The organism is Acidovorax sp. 99 (assembly GCF_003096455.1).
Lineage (GTDB): Bacteria > Pseudomonadota > Gammaproteobacteria > Burkholderiales > Burkholderiaceae_C > Acidovorax > Acidovorax delafieldii.
The window spans coordinates 3,024,853-3,037,425 of record NZ_QEKU01000001.1 but is presented as its reverse complement, the minus strand read 5'-3'; the positions used below and the strand labels follow the sequence as shown (position 1 = coordinate 3,037,425).

Below are 12,573 nucleotides of genomic sequence, written 5' to 3'. Positions count from 1 at the left end.
ATCATGGCCCCCGTCATCACCAGCCTGCTCGACACCGACCTCTACAAGTTCACCATGTGGCAGGCGCTGCTGCACCGGCATCCACAGACGCAGAGCGAATACCGCTTCGTCTGCCGCAACCAGCCGATTTACCCGCTGGCCGAGCTGTTGCCCGAGGTGAACGCAGCGCTGGACCACCTGTGCACCCTGCGCTTCAGCGAAGACGAGCTGGCCTACCTGGGCGGCCTGCGGTTCATCAAGAGCGACTTCATCGACTTTCTGCGCATCTTCCAGTTCCAGCGCAGCTTCATCCGCGCCTGGGCCGAGGGTGACAAGCTGCACATCGTGGCCGAGGGTCCGCAAGTGCAAGTGATGGGCTTCGAGATCTTTGTGCTGGCCATCGTGAACGAGCTGTACTTCCACCGCTTCAACGCCAGCGCCGCCCTCGCGAGCGGCCGCGAGCGGCTCACCGTAAAGGTGCAGCAACTGCTGGACCTGGCACAGCAGGCCACGCTGCGCCACCCGTTTGAGCTGTTCGACTTTGGCCTGCGACGCCGCTACAGCGGCGCGTGGCAGCGCGAGGTGGTGCAAACCTTTGCCACGCAGACGCCGCAGTGGTTCAAGGGCACCAGCAACGTGCTGCTGGCGCGCGACCTGGGCCTGGTACCCATCGGCACCATGGCGCACGAATACCTGCAAAGCTACCAGGCACTGGGCGTGCGCCTGCGCGATTTTCAAAAGGCGGCGCTCGAAGACTGGGTGCAAGAGTACCGGGGCGACCTGGGCATTGCGCTGACCGACACCGTGGGCATGGACGCCTTCCTCGCCGACTTTGACCTGTACTTCGCCAAGCTGTTCGACGGCCTGCAGCACGACTCGGGAGACCCGGTGGCCTGGGGCGAGAAGGCGCTGGCGCACTACGCCAAGCTGCGCATCGACGCGCACACCAAGCGACTGGTGTTCTCCGACGGCCTCACACTGACCAAGGCGCTTGCGCTGTACCGCCACTTTGGCGACCGCACGCAGCTGGGCTTTGGCATCGGCACTCACCTCACCAATGACATGGGGGATGCCCCGGAGATGAAGCCGCTCAACATCGTGATGAAGCTGGTGCGCGCCAATGGGCAGCCGGTGGCCAAGCTGTCGGACACGCCCGGCAAGACGCTGTGTGACGATGAAACCTACCTCGCCTACTTGCGCCAAGTTTTTGGCGTGGAAGGCTGACACCATGCTCCGCATAACCATCGCCCAGCTCAACCTCACCGTCGGCGACATCGAAGGTAACGTGGCCCGCATGGTGGCCGCCGCGCAGCAGGCCGCCCGCGAGCAGTCCGACCTCATCGTGTTCAGCGAACTCGCGCTGTGCGGCTACTACCCCGGTGACATGCTGGACGAGCCGCCCTTCCTGCAACGCGTGCAGGACGGCCTGGCGGCGTTGCAGAAGGCATCGGCCGAGCTGCCCGCGCTGCACTGGGTGGTGGGCGCGCCCACGTCCGCCACAGGCCCGGGCAAGCGCCTGCACAACAGCCTGCTGGTGCTGCAGGGCGGCACCGTGCGCCTGCAATACGCCAAGCAGCTGCTGCCCACCTACAACATCTTTGACGAACGCCGCCACTTCGAGCCCGGGCCAGACGTGGCCAAGGTGCTGCGCATTGGCGGCACGCAGGTGGGCCTGCTGGTGTGCGAGGACGGCTGGAACGACCATGGCACCGACTACGCCACCAACCCCTTCGAGCGCCTGCGCGACGCCGCGCCCGATCTGGTCATCAGCATCAACGCCAGCCCCAGCCACGTGGGAAAGCGCGAGCAGCGGCACCAGATCTTTGGCGGCTCGTCGCGCCGCCACGGCCTGCCCATCCTGTACGTGAACCAGGTCGGCGGGCACGACCAGGTGGTGTACGACGGTGCATCGTTCGCGGCCGAACCCGAGGCAGGCATCGTGTTCGAGGCGCCGCGTTTTGTGGAGGACCTGCGTACGCTGCGGTTTGACAACGGCCGCTTCCTCACCGCCGATGGCAACGCGCCAGTGCGTGTGCCCGCCGAAGGCCTGCCCACCATGGAGTTCTACCGCCAGCAGATCCTGCTGGGCCTCAAGGACTACGCACGGCGCTGCGGCTTCAGCCAGGTAGTGGTGGGCAGCTCGGGCGGCATCGACAGCGCACTTACGCTGGCATTGGCTGCGCAGGCACTCGGACCTGAGAACGTGGTGGGCGTGACCATGCCCTCGCGCTACTCCAGCAGCGGCTCGGTCGATGACTCGGTGGCGCTGTGCCAGAACCTGGGCGTGCAGCTGCACACCCACCCGATTGCCGAGCTGGTGGCGGGGTACGCGCAGCAGTTCGAGGGCAGCTTCGGCCAGCCGCTCTCTGGCCTGCCGCTTGAAAACCTGCAGGCCCGCATCCGTGGCACGGTGCTGATGGAATACTCCAACGCTTTCGGCCACCTGCTGCTGACCACGGGCAACAAGAGCGAAATCTCGGTGGGCTACTGCACGCTGTATGGCGACACCAACGGCGGCCTGGGGTTGATTGGCGACCTCTACAAGACCGAGGTGTTTGCCCTCTCGCGCCATGTCAACGAACAAGCGGGGCGCGAGCTGATCCCGCAGGCCATCATCGACAAGGAGCCATCGGCCGAACTTGCCCCAGGCCAGCGCGACGTGGACAGCCTGCCGCCCTACCCCGTGCTGGACGAAGTGCTCAAGCTGCTCATCGAAGGCGAGCGCCTGTCGGCCCCCGAACTGGCCGCCGCACAGGCGTTCGTGGCGCAGCTGCAGACCGACGGCGCAGGCCGCGCCCTGGTGCAGCGGGTGCGCATGATGGTGGCGCGCAACGAGTACAAACGCCGCCAGGCCCCGCCCATCCTGCGTGTGCGGCCACGCGCATTTGGCAGCGGTCGGCAGATGCCCATCGCCGCAAGGTATGTGTGACAACCCCCTGAGCCGCTTCGCGGCTTCCCCCTTCTCTCACGCTGCGCGTGGGAAGGGGGACGACGCCAGCGCGGCGGGGCGGCTCTTGCGCGGCGTCCGCTGGCGGGGGCCGCGCCGGTACCAAGCGGCGCGCCCCATTCCCCAAAGGGATTCACTACTAAAATCGTAGCTATAAGCGCATGATGGACGAGCGCAAGAGGCCAAAAACCTCAAAATTTTGGAGACCCATGTACGACACCGCCCTCCTCATCGGCCGCTTTGAACCCGTGCACAGCGGCCACCTTGCCCTGCTGCACGAGGCCCTGCGCATGGCGCCCCAGGTCATCGTGGTGGTGGGCTCGGCCTGGCAGGCCCGCTCGCCCAAGAACCCCTTCACCTGGGCAGAGCGCGAGGCCATGCTGCGGGATGCACTGCCCCCTGCCGACCGCAGCCGTGTGCGCGTGCTGCCCGTGCGCGACTATTACAACGAAGCCGTGTGGGTGCAGGCCGTGCGCCGCAGCGTGGCGCGGCACACGCAGCCCGGCGACCGCATCGCGCTGGTGGGCCATTTCAAGGACGCGACCAGCAGCTACCTGCGCGCCTTCCCCAGCTGGGCGCTGATCGACCTGCCCCGCCAGGGCAGCATGGACGCCACCACCATCCGCGACGCCTACTTTGGCGCCACGGCCGACACGGTGGACCAAGCCCTGGCGCCACTGGCCGCGCAAATCCCGGCGAGCACGATGGCCCAGCTCCAGGCCTTTGCGCACACCCCGCACTACGCCGCGCTGCAGGAGGAGTGGCGCATGCTGCGCGGCTACCGCCAGGCCTGGTCTGCCGCGCCCTACCCGCCTGTGTTCGTGACGGTAGACGCCGTGCTGCGCTGCCAGGACCAGGTGCTGCTCATCCGCCGCGCCCACGCGCCCGGCAAAGGCCAGCTGGCCGTGCCCGGCGGCTTCATCGAGCAGCGAGAAACCGTGTGGCAGTCCTGCCTGCGCGAGCTGGTGGAAGAAACCCACTGCCACCTGCCCGAGGCCACCATGCGCGCCGCGCTGCAGTCGGTGGCCGTGTTCGACCACCCCGACCGCAGCCAGCGCGGCCGCACCATCACGCACGCACACTACTTTGACCTGGGCGATGCGCCCTTCCCGGTGGTGCAGGCCGATGACGATGCTGCGCTGGTGCAGTGGAGCCGCATCGACCAGCTGGCAGGCCTGGAAGAGGAATTCTTCGAAGACCACTTCCACATGCTGGACCACTTTCTGGGGCTGACGAAGCTGGACTGATCCGCTCCACCCGTTTTTGCATCCAAACGGGCTCAAGCGCTACAGAATCATGCCTCTGCCGCTATATTTTATATAGCACTAGGTGCCAGCCCGCTCCAGCATGGCGTGCAGCAGCACGTTGCACCCGGCCTCGATGTGCTCGGGTTTCGCATCCTCGATCTCGTTGTGGCTGATGCCGTCCTTGCAGGGGATGAAGATCATGCCGCTGGGTGCGAGCTTGGCCATGTAGACGGCATCGTGCCCGGCACCCGAGACGGCGGGCATATGGCTGTAGCCCAGCTTGGCGGCGGCGCGGCCCACGGCCTGCACGCATTCGGGCTGGAAGAGCTGTGCGGGGTAGCTGGACACCATTTCGATGTGGACCTGCACACCGTGTTCTTGGGCCACCTGGTCGGCAAAGGCCTTGACCTCGGCGGCCATGGCGTCCACCAGCGCGTCGGTGCTGTTGCGCAGGTCGATGCTGAACTTGACCCGGCCGGGGATGACGTTGCGGCTGTTGGGGAAGACTTGCACCATGCCCACGGTGCCGCGCCCGTGCGGTGGGTGGCGGTGGGCGGCGGCGACTACGTCTTGCATGATGCGTGTGGCGGCCAGCATCGCGTCCTTGCGCAGGGCCATGGGGGTGGGGCCTGCGTGGGCTTCCATGCCGGTGACGGTGCAGTCAAACCAGCGGATGCCCAGCACGCCGCTGACCACGCCGATGGTCTTGTCGTTGTCTTCCAGCACGGGGCCTTGTTCGATGTGGGTTTCGAAGTAGGCGCCGATGGGATGGTCGCCGGGCTCCTGGTCTCCGATGTAGCCGATGCGCTCCAGCTCACCCTTCACCGTCTTGCCTTCGGTGTCGGTGGCAGCGTAGGCGTGCTCCAGCGTGAAGGCTTTGGCGAACACGCCGGAGCCCATCATCACGGGCACGAAACGCGATCCTTCTTCGTTGGTCCAGAAGGCCACTTCGATGGGGGCTTCGGTTTCGATGCCATGGTCGTTCAGGGTGCGCACGACTTCGATGCCGGCGAGCACGCCGTAGTTGCCGTCGAACTTGCCGCCGGTGGGCTGGGTGTCGATGTGGCTGCCGGTCATGATGGGTGGCAGGTTGTTGTTGCGGCCGGGGCGGCGCATGAAGCCGTTGCCGATCTTGTCGATGGTGACGGTCATGCCTGCCTCGCGCGCCCAGCGGGTCACCAAGTCACGGCCCTGCTTGTCCAGGTCGGTGAGCGTGAGGCGGCACACGCCGCCCTTGGGTGTGGCGCCGATCTGCGCCAGCTCCATGAGCGAGTCCCAGAGGCGCCGGCCGTTGATGCGCAGGTTTTCGATGTTGGGTTTGACTTTGGTGTCCATGGTGTTCTCCAGATGCATTGCAGCGCTTAGCGCGCCACCGCCGAGGGGGCCAGGTCCTGCGCACGCTTTTGCACGGCCTGGAAGTTGGCGCCAAACGCCGGGCGCTTGATGTAGCGGCCCTTGCCCTGCTCGGCCCGCAAGTCGCCATTGGCAAACACCACGCGGCCCTGGCTCACGGTGTGGCTGGGGATGCCGCGCACGGTGCGGCCTTCAAAGATGTTGAAGTCGCCCTTGCTGAACTGGGTCTTGGCCGAGAAGGTCTTGGTGCCTTGCGGGTCCCACAGCACCAGGTCCGCATCGGCACCTTCACCGATGTAGCCCTTGCGGGGGTAAATGTTGAACAGCTTGGCTGCGTTGGCCGAGGTGATGGCCACGAACTCGCTGGGCGTGAGGCGCCCGGTGTTGACGCCGCCGTCCCACAGCGCGGCCATGCGCTCTTCCACGCCGCCCGTGCCGTTGGGGATCTTGGCGAAGTTTTCTTTGCCCATGGCCTTTTGCGCGGCGCAGAAGGTGCAGTGGTCCGTCGCCGTGGTGTGCAGCTGGCCCGACTGCAGGCCGCGCCACAGCGCCTCCTGGTGGCCCTTGGGGCGGAAAGGTGGGCTCATCACATAGGCGGCGGCCTTGGCAAAGTCGGGGTCGCGGTACACGCTGTCGTCCACCAGCAGGTGGCCCGCCAGCACCTCGCCGTACACACGCTGGCCACGTGCGCGGGCACGGGCAATGGCGTCGGCGGACTCCATGCAGCTCACGTGCACCACGTAGATGGGCACGCCCAGTACATCGGCAATCGCGATGGCGCGGTTGGCGGCCTCGGCCTCGACCATGGGCGGGCGCGAGAGCGGGTGGCCCTCGGGGCCGGTGATACCCATCTTGGCGACCTCCTGCTGTAGCAGGTACACCAGCTCACCGTTCTCGGCGTGCACCGTGGGCATGGCCCCGAGTTCGAGGGCTCGCTTGAAGCTGTTCACCAGCGTTTCGTCGTCGCACATGATGGCGTTCTTGTAGGCCATGAAGTGCTTGAAGCTGTTCACGCCCTCTTCCTGCACCAGCGTGCCCATGTCGGCGCGCACCTGCTCGCTCCACCAGGTGACGGCGACGTGGAAGGAATAGTCGGCCGCCGACTTCTCCGCCCAGCCGCGCCATTTGCGGTAGGCGTCCATCAGCGGCTCCTGCGGGTCGGGGATCACGAAGTCGATGATGCTCGTGGTGCCGCCCGCCAGCGCGGCGGCCGTGCCGGTGAAGAAGTCGTCCATGGTGACGGTGCCCATGAACGGCAATTGCATGTGCGTGTGCGGGTCAATGCCGCCGGGCAGCACGTACTGGCCGCTGGCATCCAGCGTCTCTGCGCCCGCAGGGGCCTGGGCCGCAGCGTCCTCCCCCACGGCCACGATGCGGCCATCGACGCACAACACATCGGCGCGCTGTTCACGGTCGGCGTTGACCACGGTGCCACCGCGGATCACAAGGGCTTGGCTCATGGGGGGTCTCCTTCAGGGATACGGATCAATTCAAAAAAACGGAACCTGCACTGGCACCAGGCCCAGGCAGGGTCCAGGGCATCACTTCTTCTTGGCCGTCAGGTAGTAGTAGGTGCCGGCCACCGCCAGGCTGAAGAACCAGCCCGAGTCGAACAACGACAGCCAGATGGGAGGCATGCCCGCCTTGTCCACCACACCCGACACGGCCAGGTAGCCCGGCAGGCAGGGCAGCACGCCCAGTGCAAACGCGATCAGGGCCTGCAGGTTCCAGCCGTTGCTGTACTCGTATTCACCGCCACGGCGGTACAGGTCGTCCACCTTCAGTTCGCTCTTGCGCACCAGGTAGTAGTCCACCAGCAGGATGCCCGCGATGGCGCCCAGCAGCGTGCCGTAGCCGCCCAGCCAAGTGAACAGGTAGCCGCCCGATGTAGCCAGCAGCTTCCAGGGCATGAACAGCAGGCCGATGCCCGCAGCGATCAGGCCGCCCATGCGGAAGCTGATCTTGGACGGCGCGCACTGGCTGAAGTCATACGACGGCGACACCAGATTGGCGGCCACATTGGTCGTGAGGTTGGCGAGCAAGATCACCAGCAGACCCAGGCCTGCGGCCACGCTGCCCATCTGCGTGAGCAGACCATCAGGGAACAGCTGGGCCTTGCCGTACAGGATGGCCGAGGCAGAGAAGCCGATAACGCCCACCATGGAGAACAGCGCCATGGGAATGGGCAGGCCGATGGCCTGGCCCACCACCTGGTCCTTCTGCGATTTGGCAAAGCGGGTGAAGTCCGGGATGTTGAGCGCCAGCGTGGCCCAGAAGCCCACCAGGCCCGTGAGCGCCGCCCAGGTCTTGGGGCCACCCTCGACCACCTTGGCGGGCAGGTTGAAGAGCTGGCCCGAGGGCACCTTCATCATCAGCACCACAACCAGTGCGATGGACGCAATGATCATCAGCGGCGCCGCAATCACCTCCAGCATGCGGATGGACTCCGGCCCCTTCCAGATGAACCAGATGTGCACCGCCCAGAACGCCAGAAAGCAAATGAACTGCGAGGTGCTGATGGTCTGTCCATCGGCCGGTCCCGCCAGATTCATACCCAGGATGTTGAGGAACCCATGCAGCGCCAACGCGCCAAAGTAGCAGTTGATGGAGAACCAGCCACATGCCACCAGCCCGCGCAGCACAGCGGGCAGGTTGGCGCCTTTCACGCCAAACGATGCACGCGCCAGCACCGGGAACGGCACGCCGTACCGGGGCCCTACGCGCCCGATGAGCACCATGGGCACCAGCACGATGCAGTTGGCCAGGAACACCAGCCACACGGCCATCTGCCAGGTAAAGCCCTGGTCCAGCATGGAGCTGGCCATGGTGTAGGTGGGCACACACACGACCATGCCCACCCAGAGTGCGGCAAAGTCCTTCCACGTCCAGTGTCGCTGCGCGGCGGTGGTGGGGAGCAGATCTTCATTGGCGAGCGTGTTGGATGCATCGCCGGGCATCAGCCCCGCCACATGGGCCGCGCTGCCGGTACTGTTGGTCATGCCTGTACTCCTGTCAAAGACGTCGTTGGGGTTGCACACAACCCGCTGTCTGTTCCAGCGCCCTCACGCTGGCAGATGGCGGGCAAAGGGAAGCGAGCGATGCTAGAGATCACGCAAGAACTGCACCAGATGCAGTGCAGCATGCGTTGCAAATCGGCACCACAACGGGTGCTGCCGCAACGCCTTGCGGGGCCTGTGGCGCACGCGCGCAGGGGCACATATCAAGCGGCTGCAGACACGCGCTGCGGGTTGTTGGGGTGCGTGGTCCAGTTCGCGTATTCGCCCGTCACCTTCTTGCCGGTGCGCACGTCCACCTCGCCCGGCTCCAGCGCGCGCATGGTGATGCACTCGGGCACGGGGCAGATCGACACGCACAGGTTGCAGCCCACGCACTCGGCCTCGTTGATCTCGAACTTGCGCACGCCGCCCTCTTTGGTGAAGGTGATGGCCTGGTGCGAGGTGTCTTCGCACACCACATGGCAACGGCCACACTGGATGCAGGCATCCTGGTTGATGACGGCTTTTTCGATGTGGTTGAGGTTGAGGTTCTTCCAGTCCTTCACGGTAGGCACGGCCTGTCCCTTGAAGTCGTCGAGCGTGGCGTAGCCGTGTTCGTCCATGAAGTTGGACAGCCCATCACACATGTCCTGCACGATCTTGAAGCCGTACACCATGGCCGCCGTGCACACCTGCACCGTACCGCAGCCCAGCGCGATGTACTCGGCCGCATCGCGCCAGGTGGTGATGCCGCCAATGCCACTGATGGGCAGGCCGGCGGTCTGTGCATCGCGCGCAATCTCAGCCACCATGTTCAGCGCGATAGGCTTGACGGCAGGGCCGCAGTAGCCGCCGTGCGAGCCCCAGCCGTCCGTGCTCGGGCTCATCACCATGCGGTCCAGGTCCACGCCCATGATGGAGTTGATGGTGTTGATGAGCGACACGGCATCGGCCCCGCCCGCCTTGGCCGCACGCGCCGGGTGGCGCACGTCGGTGATGTTGGGCGTGAGCTTCACGATCACGGGCAGCTTGCTGTAGTGCTTGCACCAGGCCGTGACCATCTGGATGTATTCAGGCACCTGGCCCACGGCCGCGCCCATGCCGCGCTCGCTCATGCCGTGCGGGCAGCCGAAGTTGAGTTCGATGCCGTCGGCGCCGGTGTCTTCCACCAGCGGCAGGATGTTCTTCCAGCTCTCTTCCACGCAGGGCACCATGAGCGAAACGATCATGGCCCGGTCCGGCCAGTTGCGTTTGACGCGCTTGATCTCTTCCAGGTTGGTGTGCAGCGGCCGGTCGGTGATCAGCTCGATGTTGTTCAGGCCGATCACGCGGCGGTCTTGCGACATCAGCGTGGAGTAGCGCGGGCCGTTGACGTTGACCACCGGTGGGTCTTCGCCCAGCGTCTTCCACACCACGCCGCCCCAGCCCGCTTCAAAGGCGCGGGTGACGTTGATCTCTTTGTCCGTGGGTGGTGCGGAGGCCAGCCAGAAGGGGTTGGGGCTTTGGATGCCCAGAAAATTGCTGCGAATGTCTGCCATGGGGTGCTCCCGTGAAAACTGGGGTGAAGGGGTTCAGGCCACTTCAGGCCATCTCAAGCCATCAGTGCGGCGTGGATGGAGACCGCGGCGACCTTGCCGTGCTCCACCGCTTCCACCGTGAGGTCGCGGCCGCCCACGCGGCAGTCGCCACCGGCCCACACACGCGCCAGGCTGGTCTGGCCTTCAGCATCGGTGGCGATGCGCCCGCCCTCCAGTGCAATGCGGCTGCCCACGGGATCGGCCACAAAGGTCTGGCCAATGGCCTTGAGCACCATGTCGGCTTCGAGCGTGAAGGTCTCGCCGGTTTCCACCAGCTTGCCGCCGCTCAGTGCCGTGGCCGCGAAGCGCACACCCTTCACCACGCCGTTTTCGCTCAGCACCTCCTTGGGTGCGGCCCAGTGGCGGATGGTCACGCCATTCGTCTGCGCCCATTGCTGCTCCACGGCCGATGCCGACATGGCCTCGGCGCCCCGGCGGTAGACGATGGTCACTTCTTCCGCGCCCAGCTTGCGCGACTGCACGGCGGCGTCCACCGCCGTCATGCCGCCGCCGATCACCACCACGCGGCGGCCCACGGGCAGGGTGGAGAGGTCGGTGCTCTGGCGCAGCTCGGCGATGAAGTCCACCGCATTGCGCAGGCCGGTGGCCGTGGGTTCGGCCACGCCCAGCGCGTTCACGCCCTGCAGGCCCAGGCCCAAGAACACGGCGTCGTAGGCGCCCAGCAGGCTGTCGAGCGTGATGTCACGGCCCAGTTGCTGGCCGGTGCGCACCTCGATGCCGCCGATGGACAGCAGCCACTCCACTTCCTTCTGCGCGAAGTTGTTGGTGGTCTTGTAGCTGGCCAGCCCATATTCATTGAGGCCGCCGAGCTTGGGTCGCGCCTCGAACAGCACCACGTCATGCCCGCGCACGGCCAGGCCATGCGCACAGGCCAGGCCCGCAGGCCCGGCGCCCACCACGGCCACGCGCTTGCCGGTGGCGGCTGCACGCTGGAACAGCGGAGCACCGGGCTGGGCAAAGAAGGCGTCGGTGGCGTAGCGCTGCAGCGAGCCAATCTCCACGGGCTTGTCTTCGTTGGTGTTGCGCACGCAGGCCTGCTCGCACAGCACCTCGGTGGGGCAAACGCGGGCGCACATGCCGCCCAGGGGGTTGGCCTCCAGGATGGCGCGGGCGGCGCCCCGGTTGTTGTCCTGCGCAATGCGGTGGATGAACGACGGAATGTCGATGCCCGTGGGGCAGGCCGTGGCGCAGGGGGCGTCGTGGCAGTAGTAGCAGCGCTCGGCCTCGATCAGCGCCTGCGCCCGGGTGAGCGGCGGGTGGGCGTCGCCGAAGTTGACGGCGTAGTCGGCCAGGTTCAGGCGTGCGGCATGAATGCCGCAGGCACGGCTTGCGGGTGTGTCCATCAGGTTTCCTCCGAGAGGGTGAGGGTGGGGGTCTGGGCGCCTATAGGGCGTGCAGGCGCACGCCGCGCAGCGCTGGAGCGCCAGCCAGTGGCGCCAACCAATGCGGCACCAGCGTGAAGGCTGGTACCCGCAAACTTCGGAGGTTTCATCGTGGTCCTCGCTGTGGGGTGCAGGTGCCCGCTGCTTTGCGACGGCGGTGCCCTGCGTTGTGGGTCAATTTACCAACCCGTAAAAATTTACCAATTGGTAAAATCCCTACAGCAAACCGCGTGCCAGCCTCCAGCCAGCCAATTGCCAGTTTTCAGGCCCCGGCTTGTTCCACAATGGTGCAATGACTGCAGCCCGCCCGTCCCCTGCCCCCCCGCCCCCGCGTCCCCGCAAGGCGGCCCTCCCGCCCGCCCACGACGAGTCCGCCCCCCGCGCCCCCACGGCCTCGCGGCTGCTCAAGGAGCAGGGCATCCTTACCGAGGCAGAGAATCAGTTTGCGCAATTCGGCTTTGAGGGCGCATCGCTGGAGAGCATTGCCGCCGCCATCGGCATCAGCCGCCACAACCTGCTGTACTACTTCCCGAGCAAGGAAGCGCTGTACCAGCGGGTGCTGGACGATGTGCTCACCCAGTGGCTGGCGGGTATGGAAGACCTGTCGCACAGCGATGACCCCCAGCAGGCGCTTCGGCGCTACATCCGCGCCAAGCTGCACTATTCGCGCACCCGCCCCCAGGGCGCCAAGGTATTCACCAAAGAGGTGATTGCGGGTGCACCACGGTATGGCACGGCCATCACCGAACGCGTGGCGCCGCTGCTCAAGACCGAGGTGCGCACCTTCGAGCGTTGGGCGCGCGAGGGCCGCATTGCCAAGGTCAACTTCACGCACCTCATGTTCATCATCTGGTCGGTGACCCAGGCCTATGCGGAGCAGGAGGCCCAGTTCGCCCTGCTGCTGGGCAAGCCCGCTCTGACCGAGCGCGACTACGAAAAGGCCGAAGGACTGATCGTGCGCATGGTGCTGAGCGCGCTGGCGCCCGATGCGGTGGTCTAAGCCAGCAAGGCGCACCAAACGCTATATAAAAGATAGCTACCAGCGCAATGAATATATGCGCTTGAGTCCAA

General features: G+C 66.0%; 9 protein-coding genes. 4 read left to right on the top strand and 5 right to left on the bottom strand.

What is annotated here, in order from left to right:
• The first annotated feature begins 3 nt into the window (after nt 1-3).
• The 3 genes from pncB (at nt 4) to C8C95_RS14120 (ending at nt 4,173) form a co-directional block, all read left to right on the top strand.
• Nucleotides 4-1,203, top strand: a complete 1,200-nt coding sequence (gene pncB, locus C8C95_RS14130; protein ID WP_116749000.1) for a nicotinate phosphoribosyltransferase — start codon at nt 4-6, stop codon at nt 1,201-1,203.
• A gap of 4 nt (nt 1,204-1,207) precedes the next feature.
• Complete coding sequence (locus C8C95_RS14125; protein ID WP_116750290.1) at nt 1,208-2,908, top strand: NAD+ synthase; 1,701 nt, start codon at nt 1,208-1,210, stop codon at nt 2,906-2,908.
• Between the two features lie 227 nt (nt 2,909-3,135).
• Nucleotides 3,136-4,173 (top strand): bifunctional nicotinamide-nucleotide adenylyltransferase/Nudix hydroxylase, encoded by a 1,038-nt coding sequence (locus C8C95_RS14120; protein ID WP_116748999.1) that lies wholly within the window; start codon nt 3,136-3,138, stop codon nt 4,171-4,173.
• Between the two features lie 78 nt (nt 4,174-4,251).
• Here C8C95_RS14120 and C8C95_RS14115 read toward each other — a convergent pair whose 3' ends face one another.
• The 5 genes from C8C95_RS14115 to C8C95_RS14095 form a co-directional block, all read right to left on the bottom strand.
• On the bottom strand, nt 4,252-5,508 hold the full coding sequence (locus tag C8C95_RS14115; protein ID WP_116750289.1) for a Zn-dependent hydrolase: 1,257 nt from the start codon (nt 5,506-5,508) through the stop codon (nt 4,252-4,254).
• Between the two features lie 26 nt (nt 5,509-5,534).
• The gene (gene hydA, locus C8C95_RS14110) at nt 5,535-6,986 is read right to left on the bottom strand and encodes a dihydropyrimidinase (protein ID WP_116748998.1); all 1,452 of its coding nucleotides are present in this window, start codon (nt 6,984-6,986) and stop codon (nt 5,535-5,537) included.
• An 81-nt stretch (nt 6,987-7,067) separates the two neighbouring features.
• Nucleotides 7,068-8,525 (bottom strand): NCS1 family nucleobase:cation symporter-1, encoded by a 1,458-nt coding sequence (locus tag C8C95_RS14105; protein ID WP_116748997.1) that lies wholly within the window; start codon nt 8,523-8,525, stop codon nt 7,068-7,070.
• A gap of 221 nt (nt 8,526-8,746) precedes the next feature.
• The gene (gene preA / locus C8C95_RS14100; RefSeq protein WP_015012632.1) at nt 8,747-10,060 is read right to left on the bottom strand and encodes an NAD-dependent dihydropyrimidine dehydrogenase subunit PreA; all 1,314 of its coding nucleotides are present in this window, start codon (nt 10,058-10,060) and stop codon (nt 8,747-8,749) included.
• A gap of 53 nt (nt 10,061-10,113) precedes the next feature.
• Entirely contained in the window at nt 10,114-11,463 is a 1,350-nt protein-coding gene (locus tag C8C95_RS14095; RefSeq protein ID WP_116748996.1) for an NAD(P)-dependent oxidoreductase, read from the bottom strand.
• A 331-nt stretch (nt 11,464-11,794) separates the two neighbouring features.
• On the opposite strand from C8C95_RS14095, the gene C8C95_RS14090 reads away from it, so the two are divergent.
• Nucleotides 11,795-12,502, top strand: a complete 708-nt coding sequence (locus C8C95_RS14090; RefSeq protein WP_116748995.1) for a TetR/AcrR family transcriptional regulator — start codon at nt 11,795-11,797, stop codon at nt 12,500-12,502.
• Nucleotides 12,503-12,573: the final 71 nt, after the last annotated feature.